Here is a 21,172-nt window from a genome sequence, read left to right as displayed (position 1 = left end):
CTAGCCCGCGCGGGGGATGTGCAGCGGGCCGAGCGCGAGCACGGCCCGGAACTCCTTCGCGGGCACCGGGCGGGAGAACAGCCAGCCCTGGTAGGCGTCGACGCCGACACCACGCAGCACGTGGAACTGGGTCGCGGTCTCGACGCCCTCGGCGACGCACTTGCGGCCCATCGCCCGCGCCATGTCGACCACGGCCCGCGCGACGGCGAAGTCCGACGAGTCGTTGCCGACGCCGGAGACGAACCGGCGGTCGACCTTGATGATCTGCGCGGGCAGGTCCTTGAGGCGGGCCAGCGACGAGTAGCCGGTGCCGAAGTCGTCCACGGCGAACTGCACGCCCCGCTGCACCAGCTCGTCCATCGACTGGCGCACCCGTGACGGCAGGTCGACCAGCGCGGTCTCGACCAGCTCCAGCACGACCCGGTTCCACGGGATCCCGGCCTCGGCGATCGTGTCCGCGACGATGTCGACGAACTCCGCGTCGCCGGGCACGAGCCCGGACAGGTTGACCGCGATCGACACGGACCGGCCGTTGTGGGTCGGCCACGTCGACGCCTCGCGCAACGCGGTCTTGAGCACCCAGCGGTCCAGGTCGCGCATGAGGTCGCCCTGCTCGGCGACCGGCAGGAACACGTCCGGCGGCAGCAGCCCGCGGTCCGGGTGCGGCCAGCGGACCAGCGCCTCGGCCGTGAGCACGGTGCCGTCGACGCCCACCACGGGCTGGTAGTGCAGCTGGAGCTCGTCGTTGGCGAGCGCGTCCCGCAGCTGGCCCTCGAGGTGCACCTGGCGGTCCGCGGAGGCGATCAGCGCGGCGCTGGCCAGCGACACCCGGCCCGCGCCGCGCCTCTTGGCCTCGAACATCGCCGCGTCCGCGAAGCGCAGCAGGTCAGCGCCGGTCGTGCGGGCCCCGTTCGGCACCGACGCGCCGATCGACGCGGACACCCGGACCAGCTGGCCGTGCACCGGCACGGCGGTCCGCAGCAGGCCCGCGACCTTCGTCGCCAGCACGTCCACGCCGCCCGCCTGCTCCAGGTCGGCGCAGATGATCACGTACTCGTCCCCGGACAGCCGGGCCGCCGTGCAGCCCTCCGGCAGCCCGTCCTCGAGTCTTCGGGCCAGCGCGACCAGCAGCTCGTCGCCCGCGTCGTGGCCGAGGGAGTCGTTGATGCGCTTGAAGTTGTCGATGTCGCAGAACAGCACCGCCACCTTGGCGCGGTCCGGGCTCTCCAGCAGCTCGCCGAGGATCTCCTTGACCAGCGCCCGGTTCGGCAGCCCGGTCAGGTCGTCGTGCGTGGCCTGGTGGCGCAGCGCCTCGGCCGTGCGGCGGCGCTCGGTGATGTCCTGGAACACGATCAGCCAGAACCGGCGGCCGTCGTCCTGCACGGACAGCGCGATGTGCAGCTCGCAGTACACCCGCTCGCCGTCCGGCCGGATCAGGATGCGCTGCGGGATCTTGTGCGTCCGGTCCGCGCCCAGCGCCGTCATCCGGTCCACCGACCGCAGCCGCGACTGGTTGTCGTCCGGGTGCGTCATCTGCTCCGCGGTCATCCCGCGCAGCTCCTCCAGCTCCATGCCGAGCAGGTCGCACAGGGCGTCGTTCGCGTCGACCAGCCGCTCGCCCTCGTCGAACAGGCCGATGCCGACCGGCGTCAGCGACACGAGGTCCGCGAACCGCTGGCTGGACCGCTTCATCCTGGTCTCGGCGGCGCGCTGCTCGGTGATGTCCTGCGCCGTGCCGACCGCGCGCGGCCGTTCACCCGGCTGGCTCTCGACGACCACGCCGTAGGCGCGGAACACCCGGACCTTGCCGTCGCGGCGCAGGATGCGGTGCTCGCACTGCACCGGCGACTGGTTGGCCACGAGCTGCTGCCACAGCTCGTCCACCCACGCCCGGTCGTCGGGGTGCACGAGGTCGAGGTAGGTCTGGTAGGTGGTCCGCTCCTCGTGGGGCACGCCGAACAGGTCGGTGAGCATGTCCGACCACACGGTCTCGTCGGACTGGAGGTCCCACTCCCACACGCCGAGGCGGGCGGCCTTCTGCGCGTCGGCGAGCCTGCGGCGGTCCTCGCGGAGCTGCCGCTCCAGCACGCGGGCCTCGGTGACGTCCTGGACGGTGCCGTGCAGCCGTTCGATGGTCCTGCCGCCCGGCCCGAACTCCGGCCGCGCGCGGCAGATGAACACCTTGTCGTTGTACTTGCTGCGGACCTCGACCTCGACGGTCGACTCGTCCACGGCCCCCAGCAGCTGGTCCCGCAGCTGGTCCAGCACGATCATGTCGTCCGGGTGCACGCCGTCGAGGAGCTTCGCGCCGGGCTCGTACTCGATCTCGTCGTACATCTCGACCAGCACCTCGCTGCGGTGCATGGCCTTGGTGTTCAGCTCGAACGCCCAGCTGCCGATCCGGGCGATCCGCTGCGCCTCCAGCAGGCGGCCGCGTTCGAGCGCCAACTCCTGGTCGGCCCGCCACTGGGCGGTGATGTCGCGGATGTAGCCGGTGATCAGCTCGGCGCTGCCGTCCTCGGCCATCTTCGCCTCGGCGACGCCGCGGATGCGCCGCAGCTCACCGTCCGGGCGGATGACCCGGTACTCGATGTCTATGGCGTCGCCGGACAGCTCGCGGTTCGTCCAGTAGCTGGCGACCATCTCGTAGTCGTCCGGGTGCACGACGTCCAGCACGGCCTGCGCCCCCGGCACGACCGAACCGGGCTCGAGGCCGAGCAGCTCGTAGTGCGAGTCCGACCAGACGGTCACGCCGGTGGCCGGGTCGTACTCCCACGAGCCGATCTCGGCGACCCGCTGCACGGTCCGCAGCCTGCGCTGCTCGTCGCGCAACTCGTCCGCCACCGCGGCCAGGTCCGAGACGTCCACCAGGAGCACGGCCTGCAAGCCGGTGCCGGGGACGGGGTTGCGCACGACGCGCACGGGCAGCGGGGAGCCGATGCCCCGGTTCAACCGGAGGTCCGACTGGGTGCCGAGCAGCAGCTCGCCGAGCGTCCGGCCGACCAGGACATCCGATGATTCCACGCGGGCGAGCTCGACGGCGGCGGCGTTCGCCTGCATGACGACGCCCTTGGAATCGACCAGCAAGGAGGGGGCGTCGGGGAGCGTCACGCCGTCCAGTGTGACGGCAGTTCGCTGGGCAGGCTCAAGCGCCACCGAAGCGATACCGGTCCGCTTGGGCACGGCCCCACCCTTCCCGCGTCGACGCCTGTCGCGGCGCAGGGGTGATCAGCCGTCGAACCTGGCTGCACCCGAATTGCGGCAGAAACGCGTCCCTCTCCTCGGGCATTCACCCGAGGAGAGGGACGGTAGCGCTTCGGAGCGTCATCGCCCACCCCCTTCACGGGGTAACGAGCTACCACGAACGTGGATGCGCTTTCCCGCAAAGTGACGGACGCGTGAACCAGGGCCTTCGCTCGCCCTACTCCTGCAAGATCAGGCTACGCCGTCGACCCGCGCCGCGGCAGCGACGGCGGCCGCGACTTCCGGGCCGACCCTCGGGTCGAGCGCGCTCGGCACGATGCGGTCGGCGGCCAGGTCGTCCGAGGCCACGGCCGCGATGGCGGCCGCGGCGGCCAGCTTCATGCCCTCGGTGATCCGCCGCGCGCCCGCGTCCAGCGCGCCGCGGAAGATGCCGGGGAACGCGAGGACGTTGTTGATCTGGTTCGGGAAGTCGCTTCGGCCCGTGGCCACGATCGCGGCGTGCCGGTTCGCCACGTCCGGGTGAACCTCGGGGTGCGGGTTGGAGAGCGCGAAGACGATCGAGTCCGACGCCATGCTCGCGATCAGGTCCTCGCCGACCTGCGACGACGAGACGCCCAGGAAGATGTCCGCGCCCCGCAGGGCCTCGGCGATGCCGCCGCGCAGGCCGCTGCCGTTGGTCACGAGGGCCATCTCGTCCTTGATGGAGTTCAGCCCGTCGCGACCGGCGTGGATGATGCCGCGCGAGTCGACCAGGGTGACCTCGCCGATGCCCGCGGCCAGCAGGATCTTCGCGCAGGCGATGCCCGCCGCGCCCGCGCCGGAGACGACGACCCGCTGGTTCGCGATGTCCTTGCCCAGGACGGTGTTGGCGCCGCGCAGCGCGGCCAGGGCGACGACGGCCGTGCCGTGCTGGTCGTCGTGCATGACCGGGCAGTCCAGCGCCTCGATGACCTTGGCCTCGAGCTCGAAGCAGCGCGGGGCGGAGATGTCCTCCAGGTTGACCGCGCCGAACGACGGCCGCAGCCGGACCAGGGTCTCGACGATCTCGTCGACGTCCGTCGTGTTCAGCACCAGCGGGATGGAGTCGAGGCCGCCGAACGTCTTGAACAGCGCGGCCTTGCCCTCCATGACCGGCAGCGACGCGGACGGGCCGATGTCGCCGAGGCCGAGGACGGCGGTGCCGTCGCTGACCACGGCGACCAGCCGGTGCGCCCACGTGTACTTGGCGGCCAGCGAGGGGTCCTCGGCGATCGCGCTGCTGACCTTCGCCACGCCCGGCGTGTACGCGATGGACAGGGCTCGGGGGTCGGCCAGCGAGGCCGTGACGCCGAGGCTGAGCTTGCCGCCGACGTGCGCGGCGAAGATCTCCTCGTCCGTCGGCTGGGTGGTGGTCATGGGCTTCTCGTTGAGAGCGGTCACGGGCGTGGTCCTCCTGCGGTGCGTGCCTGGCGGCGCACCGCGACCAGCGTTGTCACGCTCGATCCACGGGGCCTGAAAAGGTGCGACCGGACTCACTTTGTGGCCCGGTCTGGTGAAGCGGTCGGGCAAGCATGACAGCGATCAAGATTTGTGTCTGCGGCGCGCGTCACACTTCCGCCGCAGGTCAGAGGGGGTTTACCAAGACGTCCGTCCGGTTTATAAGACCACTCGGTCCGTTTCCGCAGGCAGAATCGGTCAAGATCAGCACGGTGTTTACGATTACCGCCATGAGAGTGCGCGAGACGAAAATCCTCGGAAGTTGGGAATTCACCCCAAAGGCGTTCCCCGACGACCGCGGGGTGTTCGCCGCCCCGTTCCAGGAGGCCGCGTTCCTCGACGCGGTCGGGCACCCGCTGCGCCTCGCGCAGACCAACCACAGCACCTCGCGGCGCGGCACGATCCGCGGCGTCCACTTCGCCGACGTGCCGCCCGGCCAGGCGAAGTACGTCTACTGCCCGCGCGGCGCGCTGCTCGACGTGGTCGTCGACCTCCGGGTCGGCTCCCCCACGTTCGGCGAGCACGACGTCGTCCGCCTGGACTCCACGGCGTTGAACGCCCTCTACGTGGCCGAGGGCATCGGCCACGCGTTCATCGCGCTGGAGGACGACACGACCATGACGTACCTCTGCTCCGAGGGGTACAACCCGACCGGCGAGCACGGCGTGAACCCGCTGTGCCCGGAACTGGCGATCCCGTGGCCCGCCGACGTGGCGCAGATCCTGTCGGAGCGCGACACCGCGGCCCCCACCCTCTCCGAGGCGCTGGCCGCCGGGCTGCTGCCGGACTTCGAGGAGTGCCAGGCCTGGTACGCGAAGCTCCGCTCTACCTGAGCCGCCGCGGCCGCGGCCACAGCCGCCACCGCACGACCCCCAGCACCTCGGCCGGCCCCAGCGTGCGGGAGTCCGTCGAACCGAACTGGTTGTCGCCAAGTACTTGCCACAAGCCGTTTCCGTGCTGCTCACGGGCGCGCTTGATCGACAGCTGACCGGGCCGCGCGGCCCACCGCACCACCACGACGTCCCCCGCCGTCGGCGGGATCCCGTACCGCACCACCACGACGTCGCCGTCCCGGACCGTGGGCGCCATCGACGGCCCACGCACCCGGAGCAGCGGCAACGGGTTCCCACCATGCGGAGCCAACTGTTCCCCTCCACCTGCCGCGCCGATCCGTCCGGAGTAGGGTCCTCCACGTCGGAGCATTCACTGTCAGGGAGGCAAGATGCGACTGCTGTCGCGCATCCGCCAACTCCGCCGCCCACTGCTGGAGGCCACCGCGCACTGCGACCTTCCGTGCGGTGTCTACGACCCGGCCCAGGCCAGGATCGAAGCGGAGTCGGTCAAGGCGGTACAGGAGAAGTACCAGGCGAACGAGGACCCGGAGTTCCGGGAGCGCGCGATCCTGATCAAGGAGCAGCGCAGCGAGCTCGTCAAGCACCACCTGTGGGTGCTGTGGACGGACTACTTCAAGCCGCCGCACTTCGAGAAGTACCCGGAACTGCACGACCTGTTCAACCGCGCCACCAAGGCGGCCGGTGCCAGCGGCACCAAGGGTTCCATGGACCCGGCCAAGGGACAGGAACTGCTCGACCTGATCGCCCAGATCGACAAGATCTTCTGGGAGACGAAGGCAGCCTAGTTCAGGGCTCTGAAACGGCGCTGACCAGCGAAGATCCTTTCGCCGGTCAGCGCCGTTTTGCGTGTCCGACCAACCCTGGACGACCCCAATCAGTCCACAGTGGACGATGTTGGGTGGCGGAGGCCGTCCAGGAGGAGGTCGAGAAGGCGGGTTGCCAGGGCCCCGCGGTCTGGGGAGGGGGCCACGGTGAAGATGCCGATCAAGGCCGCTGCCACGTCTTCTGCGGGGATGTCGGAGCGAAGGGTGTTGGTGGCGTGGCCTGCTGTGAGGATGGTGGTGATGGCGTCCAGCAGTTCTGCTCTGGTGTCGGTGTGGGTGAGTTCGCCTGATTCGATCATTGCCAGCAGGGTGTCGAGCATGCCGTTCTTTGTTGCTATCCAGTCGCCGAACAGGTCCATCCAGTGGCGTAGGGCCGTGGGTGGGTCGTGTTTGGCGAGCAGGTCGTGGGCGCCTGTGGTGAGGCGGGAGACCTGGTCCTGGTAGACGGCGTCCACCAGTGACTCGCGGGTCGGGAAGTGGCGGTAGAGGGTGGCGATGCCAACCTCGGCCGCGGCGGCTATGGCGCGCATCGACGGTTCCGCCTTGGACGTGGCGAACAGGTGGGTCGCCACGTCCAGCAGCTGTTGGCGGTTGCGGGTGGCGTCCGCTCGGGGTCTGCGGGCAGGCAAAACGGATCACGCTCCACTTGTGTTACGTTGGGGTCGTGGAAACGGAGCGTAATCCGTTTAGGTGACTTCACCCAGCCCCCCAGGAGATCAGGTGGACGTGGAAGAGCTGAGTCGGGCGGTCCAGTTCGAGTCGTTCGGCGGGCCGGAGGCCTTGAGGATCCGCGAGGTGCCGGTGCCACGGGCGGGCGCGGGGCAGATTCGGGTGCGGGTCGTGGCGGCGGGGTTGAACCCGATGGACTGGTTCATGACGTCGGACGCGGAGACGGCCGCTCGCTTCGGGCTGACGTTGCCGTGCGGGTTCGGCACCGACTACGCCGGGGTCGTGGACCAGGTCGGTGACGGGGTGAGCGGGTTCGCCGTCGGTGACCGGGTGTTCGGCGGCGCGTTGTCCCGCACGGTCGCCGACCACGTCGTCGTGGACGAGGCGGGGACCATCGCGGTCGGCGGCCAGGCGCACCGGACCCCGGACGGCGTCGACGACCGCACCGCCGCCACCCTCGCCATCGCGGGCTGCACGGCGGCCGCGGCGTTGGCCGTGGTGAACCCCGGTCCGGGCGACACGGTGCTCATCGGTGGCGCGGGTGGTGGGGTCGGCGTGTTCGCCGTCCAGCTCGCCCGGCTCGCAGGGGCGCGGGTGATCGGGACGGGGTCGGCGTCCTCGGCCGACGCGCTGCGGTCGTTGGGGGCCGAGCCGGTCGCCTACGGCGAGGGTCTGGTCGACCGGGTGCGCGCGCTGGCTCCCGACGGCGTCACCGCCGCCCTCGACCTGCACGGGACCGACACGGTGGCGGCGGCACGCGAACTCGGTGTGCCCGACGGGCGCATCACCACGATCGCCGGCCTGGTCGACGGGATCACGTCCGCGAACGGCGCCAACGCGGCCCCCGGCGCCATCGAGGAGATCGCGGGCCTCGTCGCGGCGGGGCGGCTCCGCGTGCCGATCGAGGCGACCTTCCCGGTCGAGCGGATCCGCGACGCGGTCGAACTCCAGGCCGGGCGGCACGTGCGGGGGAAGGTCGTCGTCGACCTCTAGGCGGTCGGCTCGGCCTCGATCGAGGGGTCGGGCTTGGCGAGAGGTCGCGCGGTCGCCGCCTCGGTCACGTCGGCGACCAGCTCGACGACGTCACTGCCGTACGCGTCGCGGTTGACGACCCGCAGGACCAGGCAGAACGACGTGAGCGAGCCGTACTGGGCGTGCAGGGTGTCCTGCTGGTCCACGAGGTACTTCGCCGCGGCGTGGTTGGTGATGGCGGTCTGGCCGCAGACGAGGAACAGCGGGCGGCGCTTGCCGGGGGCGAGCATCCGGGCCACCAGCACGTACTCGGAGGCGCCCCGTTCGCGGCGGTAGACGCGGTCGCCGACGGTCAGGGCCAGGCCGTCCGGGTCCTCGTCGAAGGACGACTGGGTGACGCCCGGCAGCAGCCAGCGCAGGTGGGCGGCGGTGCGGAGGTTCGACGTCGGGCCGCCGACGCAGAACTCGGCCTGGTCGCCGACGCCTTCGACGACCTCGGTGTGCAGCGCGATGTCCGGCTCGGCACCGGCCCCCTTGGCCAGCACCGCCAGTTCCAGCACGGCCGCGACGTCGGTCTTGTTGATGCTCATCGGCGCGGCCCCGTGCCTGCCGACGACGACCAGCGCCCGCTTGCCCGGAGCCAGGCCGAAGAACGCACGCCTGCGCGCCGCCTTCCGGTAGCGCAGGAGCCGCTGCGCGGCCCACACGGCGACACCGGCGATGAGGCTCGCGAGGAGGTTGATCGCCAGGTCGTTCACGTCGGCTCCCGTCGTCCGCCGTGCCGCAGGCGGATCCCGCGCGATCGGTCGGTCGCCATGGTTGTACCTGAGCGGGCGGTCGCGGGGTAGCGAAACCGGTCGACAAGATTTTCCACGCCGACATAACCGGCCGGACCAGCGAGAACAACGCTCAAGCTCCACAGTGGACGGTCGCCGCGCGATGAGTTCCCGCCGCCCGCCGGGTCTCACCCCCATGGACACCCAGAACCTCGCGGACCTCTACCGGCTGCCCGCACTCGACTGGTCGGCGATCACCGCCCGGCTCGACGCGGGCTACGAACAGGCCCCCGGCGGGGGCGGCCCCGACCGGCACACCACGTGGCTCACGACCCTCGACGCAGACGGCGGCCCGCACGTCACCGCGGTCGGCTCGCTCTGGATCGACGGCTCCTTCTGGTTCGAGACCGGCCTGACCACCCGCAAGGGCCGCAACCTCGCGCGCGACCCGCGCTGCGCCTTGGCCCTCTCGACCCACGACTTCGACCTCGTGGCCAAGGGCACCGCCGAGGTCGTGACCGACCCCGCCACCGTCGCCCGGTTGGCCGCGGCCTGGGCCGAGGGCGGCTGGCCGTGCGAGGTCGACGAGTCCGGCACCGCGCTCACCGCGCCGTTCAGCGCGCCTTCGGCGGGCACACCGCCGTGGGCGGTCTACCGCGTCACCGTCCAGTCGGCGCACGCCGTCGCCACGGTCGAACCGGGCGGCGCCACCCGCTGGACGTTCTGAGGAACGGCGCCGACCAGAGGGCCGACGCCGTTCTCCAATAACCGTCCACAGTGGACTAGGACTTGGCCTTCCGCCCGAGGCGGATCGCCGAGACCAGGAAGAAGATCCCGCCGATCGTGGCGTACCCGGCCAGACTCGTCAGCGACGCACCGGCCTGCGACGCCATCGCGATGAACGACGCGCCGGCGAGCACGGAGATGCCGCCGCTGAGGATCATCGGCCACTGGCCGCCGAGGCCGCGGCGGCGCAGGGCGACGACGAGTTGGACGGCGCCCGCCAGCACGGCCCACGCGCCCCACACCCGCAGCACGGCGGGGATGCCGGAGGTCGCGGCGAACACCAGGCCGAGGGCGGCGGCCGAGCTGATCACGATGTTGAGCAGCAGTTCCCGCGCCCGTGTCGTCCTGGCGTCGACGACGGCCGCGGCCACGTCGAACAGCGGGTAGACCACCAGCAGCACGCCCGCGGCGACGCCCAGGTCCGACGCGGTCAGGGCCAGCAGCCCGGCCCACACGACGGCGAAGCCGAAGCGGACGAAGTACAGGCCGCGGAGCGCGGGAGCGGCGTCGGGCGTCCGGGTCTCGGTGGCGGCGGTCATCGGGCGCTCCGGCCCGCTCGCCCGAGCGGCGACCCCTTGGTCGCGCGGCGGAGATTCCTGGACATGGGAGCCCCTTCGAGTCGTGGAGAAAGAACGTTCGTTCTTGTGGCACGAACAGTGGCACGCCCCGCCCACAACTGTCAAGAACGAACGTTCTTTCTGCTACCGTGGCCAGGTGACCCGCGCAGAACCCTCCGAGGCCAGGGAACGCCTGCTCAACACCGCCACCGGCATCTTCTACGCGGCGGGGATCCACTCCGTCGGCGTGGACCGGATCGTCGCCGAGGCGAAGGTGACCCGCGCCACGTTCTACCGGCACTTCCCCGGCAAGGAAGACCTGGTCGCCGCCTACCTGGACCGCGTGCACCAGCACATCCGCGGCCACTTCGAGCGGACGGTCGCCGTGGACGAGTCCCCGGTCGAGGTCCTGCGGCTCGTCGGCAAGTTGGTCGTCGACGAACTCCGCACGCCCGGCTTCCGCGGCTGCGCCTTCCTCAACGCGGCCGCCGAGTACCCGGACCGCGACAACCCCGTGCACCGCGCGGTGCTCGCCCACCGGGAGTGGTTCCGCACCGCCGTCACCGCCCTCTTCGCCCGGACCGGCGACAGCGAGCCGGAGGACTCGGGCAGGCACTTCGTGATGCTGCGCGACGGCGTGATGGCCGAGGGCTGCCTCGGCGACCCGGACGTGGCGACCCGGATCTTCCTGCGCGGCGTCGAGGGCCTGCTCCTCACGCGGGCATGACCGGCGGCTCGCGGCACGGTGGCCGCGTGCGTGCCGTCGACAGCGGCGAGGGCTACCTCAAGGGGCGGCTGCGGCGGGAGGACATCCTGGCGGCCGCGGTCGTCGTGTACGCGGAGGTGGGCTACCGCGGGTCGTCGCTGCGGGAGATCGCCCGGCGGGTCGGGATGACGCACGCGGGGCTGCTGTACTACTTCCCCAGCAAGGAGGCGCTGCTCGCGGCCGTGCTGGAGCGGCGGGACGCCGAGGACGTGGAGCGCGAGCACCTGTCCGGGCCGCCGGGCCTCGACGCGCTGCTGCGGCTGGTGGCGCTGGCGGCCCACAACGTGCGGCACCCCGGCATCGTGGACCTGTACTCCCGGCTGGCCGCGGAGGCCGTGGCGGAGGACCACCCTGCGCACGACTACTTCGAGCAGCACTACGGGCTGGCGCGCGGGTACGCGGCCGAGTCGTTCCACGCGCTCGCCGACAGCGGCGAGCTCCGCGAGGGCGTCGACCCGGACCTGGCGGCGCTGAACTTCGTGGCGCTGATGGACGGGTTGCAGGTGCAGTGGCTGTCCAACCGCGCGCGGGTGGACCTCGTCGAAGCGCTCCGCTCGTACCTGCGCGGGCTGCTCGCCGTGCCGCTCGACTGACCCCGGAAACGCCACCAGGGGCGTCCCCGGAATGGGGACGCCCCTGGCGAACGTTGGTGGCGGGCTTTAGAAGTAGTGCGCCCGGCCGCCGATCGGACGGCCCACGGCCCCGAGCACGGCGAGGATGGCGCCGATCACCAGAAGGATCGTGCCGACGGTCGTCAGGATCGAAATCCCGGCCAACCAGCCGACGACCAGCAGGATCAAACCCAGAACGATCATCACAACCTCCATGTGTCTTGTGAGGTGGATACCCGTGCCGCCACGGCCCAAACACGAACGAGTGAAATCACAGTGGGTTTTGCCATAAGGCGCTGGTCATCCCGGCCGGACTAGGATCGCGACGGTGAGCACAACTGGGCCCTACTCCGTCTACCTGCTGCGCCACGGCCAGACAGCGTGGTCCGAGAGCGGGCAGCACACCGGCCGCACCGACATCCCCCTGACCGCCAAGGGCGAGCAGCAGGCCCGTCGGGCCGGGGCCGTGCTGGCGCGGCTGCGGGGCACCTCGGTGCCGCCCGCGCTGGTGCTGACGAGCCCGCGCCAACGCGCGCTGCGCACCGCGGAGCTGGCCGGTCTGTCGGTCGACGACATCACCGAGGACCTCTCGGAGTGGGACTACGGCGACTACGAGGGCAAGACGACCCCGGAGATCCGCGAGACCGCGGAGGGCTGGACCGTCTGGACGCACGCGATCCCGAACGGCGAGTCGGCGGACGACGTCGGCAAGCGCGCCGCGGCCGTGGTGGCGCGGGTGCGCACGGCGCTGCTGGGCGGCGACGTGGTGCTGGTCGGGCACGGCCACTTCAGCCGCGTGCTCATCGCGACCTGGCTCGGGCTCGGCCCGCGCGACGGAGTCCACTTCGGACTCGACCCGGCGGGCACGTCGGTGCTGGGCGACGAGCGGGGCGACCCGCAGGTGCGCCACCTCAACGTGCCGCCGTGGGACTGGGACTAGTGGCCATCCGCCGCGTCCGGCCGGACGACGTGCCCGCGGTGGTGGGCCTGGTCGAGGAGCTGGCCGAGTACGAGCGCGCCCGCGAGGACTGCCACCTCAGCGCCGAGCAGCTGCACGACGCCCTGTTCCGCCCGTCGCCCGCGCTGTTCGGCCACGTCGCCGAGGTGGACGGCGAGGTCGTCGGCACGGCGCTGTGGTTCCTCAACTTCTCCACGTGGCGCGGCACGCACGGGATCTACCTCGAGGACCTCTACGTGCGGCCGTCGCAGCGCGGGTCCGGTCTCGGCCGGGCGCTGCTGACGGAGCTGGCGCGGGAGTGCGTGGCCAACGGCTACGAGCGTCTCGAATGGTCGGTCCTCGACTGGAACGAGCCCGCCATCGGCTTCTACCGGTCGCTCGGCGCGCGGCCGATGGACGAGTGGACCGTGTTCCGGCTGACCGACCAGCCGCTGAAGGACCTGGGCAGCACCGTCCACAGTGGATGAGTCTCCGGAAGTCGTTGCCGGAACCCCTATCTTCACCCGCTAGACCGAACGTTCTGACGTCCCCGCCCGTGCTGGGGGTGCGCATTCGCACCCCCGGCACCGCGGAAGGACTCCCCCTGTGAACGAGCAACTGGCCCAGGTCGACCCCAGGATCACCCTGATCTCGCTCGGCGTCGCGCTCTTCGTCGCCGTGCTGAAGATCGCGGCGACGTGGCGGATCTTCCGCAAGGCGGGCAAGCGCCGCTGGGCCGCGCTCGTCCCGATCTACAGCGGGTACACGCTGCTCAAGCTCGTCGGCCGGTCCGGGTGGTGGCTGCTGCTCTACCTGGTTCCGTTCGTCAACATCGTGGTCTCGCTGATCGTCCAGCTCAACCTGGCGAAGTCGTTCCGCCGGAGTGCCGCCTTCGGCTTCTTCGGCCTGTGGATCTTCGACGTCATCGGCTACCTCGTGCTCGGCTTCGGCCGCTCCACCTACTGGGGCCCGGCCGTGGGCCAGTGGCACCAGGCCGCCCAGTACCCCGCCTACCAGCCTGCGTACGTCCACTCAGGACCCCCGGCCTACCGGCGCTGACCGTCCCGTTTGGATGAACACCGGATGGCCGGTCCCTCCCCCCAGGTGGACACTAGGTCTCGAAAGCCTCACGAAACCAAGGTTCCACGGCGAACTCCCGGACGGTCTGGCAGCGTGCCGACTTCCGGCCGCGGGACCCCGAATCGCGCGCGACAGGCGGGCGCGAACCCGAGGGCCGGTCAGTGGAAGGACTCCTGTGAACTACGACAACCCCGGTGTGGACACCTCGATCGGCATCTTCCCGGCCGTCGGTGGCCTCGTCTTCGGCATCCTCTTCATCGTGGCGCTGTGGAAGACCTTCACCAAGGCGGGTCAGCCGGGCTGGGCGGCGATCATCCCGTTCTACAACGTCTACATCATGCTGAAGGTCGCGGGCCGCCCCGGCTGGTGGCTGATCTGGTACATCATCCCGCTGGTCAACATCGTCGTCTCGCTGATCGTCTCGCTGGACATCGCGAAGTCGTTCCGCAAGAGCGGCGTGTTCGGCTTCTTCGGCCTGTGGCTGTTCAACATCATCGGCTACCTCATCCTGGGCTTCGGCAGCGCGACCTACCAGGGTCCCGCCGCCGCCCAGCGCTACTGAGGTGAGAGCGGATCTCCCGCACGTGGGGGCAACACGTGCGGGGGATCCCGGTGGAGGCGGGCGTCGTCCCGCGAGATCCCGAGGACGACCAGGGCCAGCGCTCCGGCGGCGAGCAGCAGGAAGACGCAGCTGAGCACCGTGTCGCCGAGGTAGAGCGAGTAGTTCACGGTCTGGACCGTCCTGCCGTTCGGGCTCCTGGTCAGCGTGACCGTCTCCCGGAACGACGTGAACCACGCCAGGCACCACAGGGCCCACCACGTGAGCACCCGTGCGGTGGCCGCACCGCGCCCGCCGCGCGGCAGCCGGGCCCACCAGACGTCCAGCACGAACCGCACCGGCAGGTACAGGAAGCCGAGCGGGATGATCCAGCCCACGATGGCGAAGGCCTTGGGCAGCTGGTGCCGGTAGCCGATCCCGTCGACGTTCGTCCGGGCTTGGAAGAGCCAGGTGACGAGCGAGACCGCGGTCGCGGTCAGCAGCGCCATGTTCAGCTCCAGGGTCCCCCGGACGCCCAGCAGGACCAGCACGAGGACCACCGCGTGCAGGCCGAGCAGCACGACGGTGATGGTCGCCAGGACCTTGAGGTCGTGGCGCCTGCGCGGCTCCTGGTGCGGGTCGACCGGGACTCCGGTGGCCACCGGGACGGGCGCGGTCGGGCCCGCGGGCATCGCCAGCACCGCCGGGGTGTCGCGCTCCATCGACCCGCCGCACCCCCGGCAGCTCGTCACGCCTCTGGCCACGGTGGCACCGCAGTTCGGGCACTTCATCGCGTTCCCCCCAAGAAAAGCGAGCCTTCTTCACATCGTCCCGATGAGCCTCTCATCCACCGGGTGCAGCGCGGAGAGCTTTCGCACGACCGTTATCAGCAGCACGCTCGCCAGCGCGAGGAACACCGCGCCCACCCAGCGGGGGACCAAGGGCGCGACGACCATGTCGCCGAACCACCACATCCGCACGCTCGTGGCCGTGGTGGCCAGCCCGACGAGCCACGACAGCCACCAGGCCAGCACGGGCCGGGTCACGTCGGAGCGCCGAGCCTCGGGCACACCGGCCGCGGCGATGTCCGCGACGGCCTGGTAGGGCGCCCACAGGTTCAGCACCGGCACGAACCACGCGCCGACCACCCAGCCTGGGCTCCAGCGGTGGACGCGGCCGGGCACCTCGGCGTTGAGCCGGACCCGGCGGAGCCACACGAGCAGCACCGGCACGGTGCACACGAACAGCAGGGCGACGAAGAAGCGCAGGACCGGCATCGCGATGGACAGCACCTGCACGCCCGCCTGGGCCGTGAGCAACGCGGTCAGCAACCCGGCCTGGGTCGCCACGACGTGCGGACGGAGGGTCGTCACGGGGTCCACCCGGCACCCTCCTCACCTGCGCCGACCAGCCTGGATTCTAGATCGGTCGAGAGGCGGGGGCACTACGACGACCAGGGCGGGTCAGCGGTGGCGGACGCCGACCCCGCCGTAGGCCAGCGCCGACGCGGGACCGGTGGTCTCGGCGTCGTCCCGCCACCGGCTCGCCGGGACCAGGCCCGGCTCGACGAGGTCGAACCCGGTGAACAGCTCCGCGACGGCGGACTCGGAGCGGGGCGTCAGGGTGACCCCCGTGAGCTCCGCGAGGGCGGCCAGCTTGTCCATCAGGTCCGGTTCGAGGTCGGCCGTCAGGTGGGAGATCACGAGGTGGCTGCCGGGGGCCATCGCCTCGCGGTACTTCGCGACCACGTCGACGGGCCGGTCGTGGTCGGACAGGTACGGGAGGATGCTGACCATCAGCACGGCGACGGGCTCGTCGAGGTCCAGCAGGCGGGCGGTCTCCGGGGCGTTCAGCACGGCGTCGGGGTCGCGGACGTCGGCGTGCACGATCGCGGCGGTGCGGCTGTAGCGGAGCATCGTGCGGCCGTGCGCGACGGTGGCGGGCTCGTTGTCGACGTAGACGACCCGGCTGGTGGGGTCGATGCGCTCGGCGACCTCGTGCACGTTGCCCGCGGTCGGGATGCCGGACCCGAGGTCCAGGAACTGGCGGATGCCCGCGGCGGCGCACAGCCGCACGGCGCGGCGCAGGAAGGACCGGGCGGCGCGGGCGGCCTCGTCGACGGCGAAGATCTTGGTGGACCGCTCGGCGAACTCGCGGTCGACGGCGAAGTTGTGGGCGCCACCGAGGTAGTAGTCGAAGATCCGCGCCACGTTGGGGCGCTCGGCATCGCCGTTGGTGGTCACCCGATTCGGGCGCTCTTGCACCGCACACCTCACCCTGGAACGTCCCGGAGCAGCGCGAACTCTTCGCCGCACGGTATCCGGCTACTCCGTTCGTGTCTATCCGCCAAAAGTGAACACGTAGGGTGATTATTACTGGTGGCAGCCACCCGGACCAAACCCGGCCGGGGGTGGTGTCCCCCGGCCGGGCCAGTGGTTACACGCCTGCCAGCGACTGGATCCACGGGCGGTAGCGGGTGATGTTCGTGTAGTTCGAGACCGACGAGCGGTCGCTCGTGGAGGCCACGCCGACCTGGTAGTAGCGGCCGTCGGCCGGGCTCGTGGCGAACATCGGGCCGCCCGAGTCACCACCCGCGGCGATGCCGTTGCCGCGGCGCACCGACACGGCGATGCCACCCCGGTAGTCCCGGCCGTTGACCGTGGTCACGGTCGTGTTGGCGACCTTCAGGTAGCGCGACTGGCAGTTGATCTCGGGCTGGTTGGTGCAGGTGGCGCCCCAGCCGTAGAGCTGCACGGTTTGACCGGCGGCCACGGCCGAGGTCGTGCCCAGCGGCGCGTAGGTGGTCGACACCGAACGGTCGATCCGGACGAGCGCCAGGTCGACCGACGGGTGCTGGGTGATGCTGACCGCGTTGACGAGGGTGCCGCCGCTGGTCTGGTCGAGGCTGCCGACCCGGAACGTGTACGTGCCCGCGCTGGCGACGCAGTGCTGCGCCGTCAGGATCCAGGTGGGCGCGATGATCGAGGCCGAGCAGTTCTCGCGGCCGTTGACGAAGAGCCGGGCCGCCCACGGGGCGTTGGACGCGGTGCCGCCGCCGATGATGAACGGGGTCACGCCGCCGGTGGCCGGTTCGGCCGAGGCGGCGGGCGCCAGGGAGGCGAGGGCCACGAGTGCCGCGGCTCCGCCGATCAGCGCGGACAGGGTGCGCTTGAATCGCATGTGATGTCACCTAACGAACGCAGGGAGTGGTGAATTCACCACTCTCAGCGTCACGCTTTCGAGTGACACCGGACACCCGCCGATGGTTGGCCGAGCACCCGACCTTCGGAGGGGGACCAAAAGCACCAAGCGGGACCAATCGGTCTTTTGCCGCGGTGGAGGCCTACTCCTCGGCGTCGGGCTCGTCGACCCCGAGCGTCCAGCGGCGGACCGGGTTCGTGAACAGCAGCGCGATCACCACGACGGTGTAGAGGCCGATCAGCGACCCGACGAGCTGCTGCCCCGACGGGCCGTACATGTACCAGGCGACCCCGAGCAGCAGCAGCTGCACGACGATCGACGGCGTGCGCGCCCAGCGCTTGCCCAGCACCAGACCGACGCCCGCGGCCAGCACACCGGCGCACAGGATCGTGAAGTAGCCCGCCTCGCCGAGGACCTTCCCGGTCGACTCGGCGCCGCCGAACGCCCGCACCACCAGCGCCACGGCGAACGCGATGCCCGCCAGCCCCTGCACCGCGGTCATGGCCCCGGCCACCCGCACGGCTGCCGGGATCTGGGTTTGGATCGCCACCTGCGAGCCCCTCACGACGGTGCATAACGGTCTGTGGTCGTCACGGATCGTAGGCCACCCGTCCGGACCTCCCATCCGGCAGTCGGAGGGGCGAAGATCAAGGGGTCTTCGGCTTGCCGGCGGTCCGCTGGGGTGCACTTGTCGTAGACGGGGCTACTACGCGCGGGAAAGGAGATTTGGACCACTTCCGTGTGCGTGACATCCCTCGTCCGAGGGACGCGCGGGCCGCTCGCGGTCACGCGCTGTCCTACTCTGCGGGGGTGCGCGCACTTCTGGTGGTCAACCCGCAGGCGACCTCGACCACGGCCGGAGGCCGGGACGTGCTGGCGCACGCGTTGGCCAGCACGGTGAAGCTCGACGTCGTCGAGACGGAGTACCGGGGCCACGCGGGCGACGTGGCGGCTCAGGCCGTCGTCGACGGCTACGGCATGGTCGTCGCGCACGGCGGCGACGGCACGGTGAACGAGGTCGTGAACGGCATGCTCCGCGGTGGGCTGTCGGAGGACCTGCCGATGCTGGGCGTCGTGCCCGGCGGATCGGCGAACGTCTTCGCGGGCGCCCTCGGACTCCCCCGCGACCCCGTCGAGGCCACCTACCGCCTGTTGCAGGCGATCGAGAACGGGACGAGCCGTCGCGTCGGGCTCGGCAAAGTCGCCTCCGCCGGCCCCCTCTCCACGGACAACGACCGCTGGTTCACGTTCAACGCCGGTGTCGGCTGGGACGCGGACGTGGTCGCGAACGTCGAGGCGCAGCGTGCCAAGGGCCGCGAGGCCAGTCCTTCCCTCTACGCCCGCACGGCGCTGGCCAGCTACGTCGGCCAGCGCAGGCACATGCCCTCGCTCACGGTGCGGATCCCCGGCGAGGAGCCGCTCACGGACCTGCGGATGGCGTTCGTGTCGAACACCGACCCGTGGACGTACCTCGGCGGCAAGGCGATCCGGCTCAACCCGTCCACGTCGTTCGACAACGACCTCGGCCTGTTCGCGTTGCGGAACCTCGGCCTGCCGACGGTGCTGCGGTACGTGGGCCACCTGCTGGTGCGCGACGGGAATCCCAAAGGCGGGAACCTCTTGAGGCGCGACGACGTTGAATATGTTCGGGTGACGAGCAGGGAGCCGGTCAACCTCCAGGTGGACGGCGATCTGCTCGGTGATTGCACCGAAGTCGAGTTCACGTCCGTTCGGGGAGCTCTCACCGTCGCGGTGTGACCGTCGTGTGATGATCTTGAGGCCGACCTGCGATGTTCGACCAGATGCGAACTTCGTAGAGTGAAACCGCTGGTGAACGGTGTCGATCTTTTGGGTGAGTTCACTCACCGGGTTAGTGCTAACCCCTTGACATCCCCGCCGTTCGTGAAAGCATTCACAAGCACCCCAAAACGACCGCTGACGATCGGCGTGCCTTCGAGCGCGCCTAGCTGAGGAGTAGTTCCAATGGACTGGCGCCACCGCGCAATCTGCCGCGACGAGGACCCCGAGCTGTTCTTCCCCGTGGGGAATAGCGGTCCTGCGCTCCTGCAGATCGCCGAGGCGAAGACCGTCTGCCGTCGCTGTCCCGTCGTCTCCGACTGCCTCGCGTGGGCACTGGAGAGCGGCCAGGACGCCGGCGTGTGGGGCGGGATGAGCGAAGACGAACGTCGCGCACTCAAGCGCCGCAACGCCCGTACGCGGGCCCGGAGCAACGCCTGAGTCGCGAGACCGGCAGTTAGCCCCGAATACCTAGCAGAAACGTAGAGCCCGACACCGTGCCAGGTGTCGGGCTCTACGTTTCTTCGATTGCACACCCTCCCGCATGACCACGAGGCGCCGCTGAGGCTGGTCGCCACGTGTGCACGGAGGTAGTTTAACGCCGCCCCCGGAGCGGCACGCGCAGGACCGCCTCAGTACCGCCTCGTGGCCTCCGCCGCAAGCTCAGGGACCCCCTGAGTTCGGATTCCACGAGGGTCCGGACGATCTGCAGGCCGAGCCGTTCGGTGCGCTCCAGCGAGAACCCCGGCGGCAGTCCCTTGCCGTCGTCGGCGATCACCACGTCGAGCCAGCGCGCCGACCTCTCGGCGTGCACGACGACCTCCCCGCGCTGGCCAGGGGCGTACGCGTGCTCGAAGGCGTTCTGCACCAGCTCGGTCAGCACCATCACCAGCGGCGTCGCCAACTCGGCCGCCACGACCCCGAACGGGCCCTCGCGGCGCACCGACACCTGGGTCTCCGTCGTGGCGACGTCGCTCATCATCGGGATCACCCGGTCGATGACGTCGTCGAGGTCCACGCGCTCGTCGACGGACATCGACAGCGTCTCGTGCACCAGTGCGATCGACGTCACCCGGCGCACCGATTCGGCCAACGCCTCGCGCGCCTCCTCGTTGCTCGTGCGCCGCGACTGGAGCCGCAGCAGCGCGGCCACGGTCTGGAGGTTGTTCTTCACCCGGTGGTGGATCTCGCGGATCGTCGCGTCCTTCGACATCAGCGCCCGGTCGCGCCTGCGGACCTCCGTGACGTCGCGGCACAGCACCAGCGCGCCCGCCGGGTTCCCGCGCGGCCGCAACGGCAGCGCGCGGAACAAGACCGACGCGCCGCGGCGCGACTCGGCCTCCATGCGCATGCTCGGGTTGCCGTCCACCGCGGCTCGGAACCGCTGCGCGATCTCGGTCGCGTCGAACGGGTCGTCGATCAGCGAGCGGGTCAACGGGGCCAGGTGCACGCCGACGAGATCGGACGCGTGGCCCATGCGGTGGTACGCCGACAGCGCGTTGGGGCTCGCGAACACCACGGCCCCGGCCGCGTCGAGCCGGATGAACCCGTCACCGACGCGCGGGCTCGTGTGCACGTCCGGCGACGGCTCGGTCGTCGGGAACGTGCCGTCCGCGATCATCTGGCACAGGTCCGCCGCGCTGCCGAGGTAGGAGATCTCCAACGGGCTGGGCACGCGCGGCACGGCCAGGTTCGTGTTGCGGCTGACGACCGCGATGACCTGCTTGCCCAACCGCACCGGGATCGTCTCGCGCCGCACCGGGACCCCGAGGTGCCACAGCGGGTCCTCCTCGCGGCAGATCCGCGACTCGATGATCGCCCGCCGCAGCTGCGGGTGCTCCTCGACCTGCATCGAGCTGCCGACGACGTCCTCCGGGTGCGCGGTCGGCGCGGTCGTGGGGCGCGCTTGGGCGACGCAGAGGAACGTGGCGTCGTCGAGCGGCACCCAGAGCAGGAAGTCGGCGAACGACAGGTCCGAGAGCAGCTGCCACTCGGCCACCACGAGCTGGAGGTGGTCGACGGCCGCGCCGGACAGGCGGGTGTGCTCGGCGAGCAGATCCGTGAGGGTGGACACGCGTCATACAACCACGGTTCAGACCGCTGCCAGTGGCCAGGTGAGGCCAT

25 protein-coding genes are annotated in these 21,172 nt (G+C 70.8%); 12 read left to right on the top strand and 13 right to left on the bottom strand.

Features of this window, described 5'->3' with window-relative positions:
- Both ACFWW9_RS14005 and ACFWW9_RS14000 read right to left on the bottom strand, forming a co-directional pair.
- Nucleotides 1-3,183 (bottom strand): EAL domain-containing protein, encoded by a 3,183-nt coding sequence (locus tag ACFWW9_RS14005; RefSeq protein ID WP_390376142.1) that lies wholly within the window; start codon nt 3,181-3,183, stop codon nt 1-3.
- A gap of 252 nt (nt 3,184-3,435) precedes the next feature.
- Nucleotides 3,436-4,599: an NADP-dependent malic enzyme gene (locus ACFWW9_RS14000; protein ID WP_390376227.1), complete on the bottom strand. Its 1,164-nt coding sequence runs from the start codon at nt 4,597-4,599 to the stop codon at nt 3,436-3,438.
- A gap of 311 nt (nt 4,600-4,910) precedes the next feature.
- Here ACFWW9_RS14000 and ACFWW9_RS13995 point away from each other — a divergent pair, with 311 nt between their 5' ends.
- Nucleotides 4,911-5,513 carry a dTDP-4-dehydrorhamnose 3,5-epimerase family protein gene (locus ACFWW9_RS13995; RefSeq protein ID WP_390376139.1) on the top strand — a complete coding sequence of 201 codons (603 nt, stop codon included), beginning with the start codon at nt 4,911-4,913 and terminating at the stop codon, nt 5,511-5,513.
- Here ACFWW9_RS13995 and ACFWW9_RS13990 read toward each other — a convergent pair.
- Complete coding sequence (locus tag ACFWW9_RS13990) at nt 5,506-5,799, bottom strand: S26 family signal peptidase (protein WP_390376136.1); 294 nt, start codon at nt 5,797-5,799, stop codon at nt 5,506-5,508. The two genes, ACFWW9_RS13995 and ACFWW9_RS13990, sit on opposite strands and share 8 nt — an antisense overlap.
- Nucleotides 5,800-5,902: 103 nt before the next feature.
- Here ACFWW9_RS13990 and sodN point away from each other — a divergent pair, with 103 nt between their 5' ends.
- The gene (gene sodN / locus ACFWW9_RS13985; RefSeq protein WP_259627126.1) at nt 5,903-6,319 is read left to right on the top strand and encodes a superoxide dismutase, Ni; all 417 of its coding nucleotides are present in this window, start codon (nt 5,903-5,905) and stop codon (nt 6,317-6,319) included.
- A gap of 89 nt (nt 6,320-6,408) precedes the next feature.
- Here sodN and ACFWW9_RS13980 read toward each other — a convergent pair whose 3' ends face one another.
- Complete coding sequence (locus tag ACFWW9_RS13980) at nt 6,409-6,987, bottom strand: TetR/AcrR family transcriptional regulator (protein WP_390376132.1); 579 nt, start codon at nt 6,985-6,987, stop codon at nt 6,409-6,411.
- A gap of 91 nt (nt 6,988-7,078) precedes the next feature.
- On the opposite strand from ACFWW9_RS13980, the gene ACFWW9_RS13975 reads away from it, so the two are divergent.
- On the top strand, nt 7,079-8,020 hold the full coding sequence (locus ACFWW9_RS13975) for an NADP-dependent oxidoreductase (RefSeq protein ID WP_390376129.1): 942 nt from the start codon (nt 7,079-7,081) through the stop codon (nt 8,018-8,020).
- Here the strand turns inward: ACFWW9_RS13975 and ACFWW9_RS13970 are convergent.
- Nucleotides 8,017-8,757: a hypothetical protein gene (locus ACFWW9_RS13970; RefSeq protein ID WP_390376127.1), complete on the bottom strand. Its 741-nt coding sequence runs from the start codon at nt 8,755-8,757 to the stop codon at nt 8,017-8,019. The two genes, ACFWW9_RS13975 and ACFWW9_RS13970, sit on opposite strands and share 4 nt — an antisense overlap.
- A gap of 214 nt (nt 8,758-8,971) precedes the next feature.
- On the opposite strand from ACFWW9_RS13970, the gene ACFWW9_RS13965 reads away from it, so the two are divergent.
- Nucleotides 8,972-9,502 carry a pyridoxamine 5'-phosphate oxidase family protein gene (locus ACFWW9_RS13965; RefSeq protein ID WP_390376124.1) on the top strand — a complete coding sequence of 177 codons (531 nt, stop codon included), beginning with the start codon at nt 8,972-8,974 and terminating at the stop codon, nt 9,500-9,502.
- Between the two features lie 55 nt (nt 9,503-9,557).
- On the opposite strand, the gene ACFWW9_RS13960 is transcribed toward ACFWW9_RS13965, so the two are convergent.
- The gene (locus ACFWW9_RS13960; protein ID WP_390376121.1) at nt 9,558-10,100 is read right to left on the bottom strand and encodes a hypothetical protein; all 543 of its coding nucleotides are present in this window, start codon (nt 10,098-10,100) and stop codon (nt 9,558-9,560) included.
- 175 nt (nt 10,101-10,275) lie between these two features.
- Between ACFWW9_RS13960 and ACFWW9_RS13955 the strand changes: the two genes are divergently transcribed.
- Entirely contained in the window at nt 10,276-10,845 is a 570-nt protein-coding gene (locus ACFWW9_RS13955; RefSeq protein WP_390376118.1) for a TetR/AcrR family transcriptional regulator, read from the top strand.
- Between the two features lie 26 nt (nt 10,846-10,871).
- Nucleotides 10,872-11,477: a TetR/AcrR family transcriptional regulator gene (locus ACFWW9_RS13950; RefSeq protein ID WP_390376115.1), complete on the top strand. Its 606-nt coding sequence runs from the start codon at nt 10,872-10,874 to the stop codon at nt 11,475-11,477.
- 66 nt (nt 11,478-11,543) lie between these two features.
- On the opposite strand, the gene ACFWW9_RS13945 is transcribed toward ACFWW9_RS13950, so the two are convergent.
- Nucleotides 11,544-11,699: a DUF6131 family protein gene (locus tag ACFWW9_RS13945; RefSeq protein WP_259627128.1), complete on the bottom strand. Its 156-nt coding sequence runs from the start codon at nt 11,697-11,699 to the stop codon at nt 11,544-11,546.
- A gap of 124 nt (nt 11,700-11,823) precedes the next feature.
- Between ACFWW9_RS13945 and ACFWW9_RS13940 the strand changes: the two genes are divergently transcribed.
- The 4 genes from ACFWW9_RS13940 (at nt 11,824) to ACFWW9_RS13925 (ending at nt 14,074) form a co-directional block, all read left to right on the top strand.
- Nucleotides 11,824-12,435 (top strand): histidine phosphatase family protein, encoded by a 612-nt coding sequence (locus ACFWW9_RS13940; RefSeq protein WP_390376111.1) that lies wholly within the window; start codon nt 11,824-11,826, stop codon nt 12,433-12,435.
- Nucleotides 12,426-12,920 (top strand): GNAT family N-acetyltransferase, encoded by a 495-nt coding sequence (locus ACFWW9_RS13935; protein ID WP_390376224.1) that lies wholly within the window; start codon nt 12,426-12,428, stop codon nt 12,918-12,920. Before ACFWW9_RS13940 ends, ACFWW9_RS13935 begins: the two co-directional genes overlap by 10 nt.
- A gap of 118 nt (nt 12,921-13,038) precedes the next feature.
- Nucleotides 13,039-13,491, top strand: coding sequence for a DUF5684 domain-containing protein (locus ACFWW9_RS13930; protein WP_390376108.1), 453 nt, complete (start codon nt 13,039-13,041; stop codon nt 13,489-13,491).
- A 196-nt stretch (nt 13,492-13,687) separates the two neighbouring features.
- The gene (locus ACFWW9_RS13925; RefSeq protein ID WP_390376105.1) at nt 13,688-14,074 is read left to right on the top strand and encodes a DUF5684 domain-containing protein; all 387 of its coding nucleotides are present in this window, start codon (nt 13,688-13,690) and stop codon (nt 14,072-14,074) included.
- Here ACFWW9_RS13925 and ACFWW9_RS13920 read toward each other — a convergent pair.
- The 5 genes from ACFWW9_RS13920 to ACFWW9_RS13900 form a co-directional block, all read right to left on the bottom strand.
- The gene (locus ACFWW9_RS13920) at nt 14,068-14,814 is read right to left on the bottom strand and encodes a DUF4328 domain-containing protein (RefSeq protein WP_390376102.1); all 747 of its coding nucleotides are present in this window, start codon (nt 14,812-14,814) and stop codon (nt 14,068-14,070) included. The two genes, ACFWW9_RS13925 and ACFWW9_RS13920, sit on opposite strands and share 7 nt — an antisense overlap.
- Before the next feature lie 57 nt (nt 14,815-14,871).
- Nucleotides 14,872-15,423, bottom strand: a complete 552-nt coding sequence (locus ACFWW9_RS13915; protein ID WP_390376099.1) for a DUF4328 domain-containing protein — start codon at nt 15,421-15,423, stop codon at nt 14,872-14,874.
- A 90-nt stretch (nt 15,424-15,513) separates the two neighbouring features.
- Nucleotides 15,514-16,293 (bottom strand): SAM-dependent methyltransferase, encoded by a 780-nt coding sequence (locus ACFWW9_RS13910; protein WP_390376096.1) that lies wholly within the window; start codon nt 16,291-16,293, stop codon nt 15,514-15,516.
- 193 nt (nt 16,294-16,486) lie between these two features.
- Nucleotides 16,487-17,230, bottom strand: a complete 744-nt coding sequence (locus ACFWW9_RS13905) for a S1 family peptidase (protein WP_390376093.1) — start codon at nt 17,228-17,230, stop codon at nt 16,487-16,489.
- Nucleotides 17,231-17,393: 163 nt separating this feature from the next.
- A complete protein-coding gene (locus ACFWW9_RS13900) occupies nt 17,394-17,801 on the bottom strand; it encodes a hypothetical protein (protein WP_390376090.1) in 408 nt (135 codons plus the stop codon).
- Nucleotides 17,802-18,061: 260 nt separating this feature from the next.
- Between ACFWW9_RS13900 and ACFWW9_RS13895 the strand changes: the two genes are divergently transcribed.
- Nucleotides 18,062-19,009 (top strand): diacylglycerol/lipid kinase family protein, encoded by a 948-nt coding sequence (locus ACFWW9_RS13895; protein WP_390376088.1) that lies wholly within the window; start codon nt 18,062-18,064, stop codon nt 19,007-19,009.
- Nucleotides 19,010-19,234: 225 nt separating this feature from the next.
- Complete coding sequence (locus tag ACFWW9_RS13890) at nt 19,235-19,489, top strand: WhiB family transcriptional regulator (protein ID WP_015104912.1); 255 nt, start codon at nt 19,235-19,237, stop codon at nt 19,487-19,489.
- A gap of 154 nt (nt 19,490-19,643) precedes the next feature.
- Here ACFWW9_RS13890 and ACFWW9_RS13885 read toward each other — a convergent pair whose 3' ends face one another.
- Entirely contained in the window at nt 19,644-21,122 is a 1,479-nt protein-coding gene (locus ACFWW9_RS13885; RefSeq protein ID WP_390376084.1) for a sensor histidine kinase, read from the bottom strand.
- Between the last annotated feature and the right edge of the window lie 50 nt (nt 21,123-21,172).

It is taken from the genome of Umezawaea sp. NPDC059074 (assembly GCF_042738955.1).
Lineage (GTDB): Bacteria > Actinomycetota > Actinomycetes > Mycobacteriales > Pseudonocardiaceae > Umezawaea.
The sequence above is the reverse complement of the archived record's forward strand: the minus strand, read 5'-3'. Positions and strand labels throughout refer to the sequence as shown.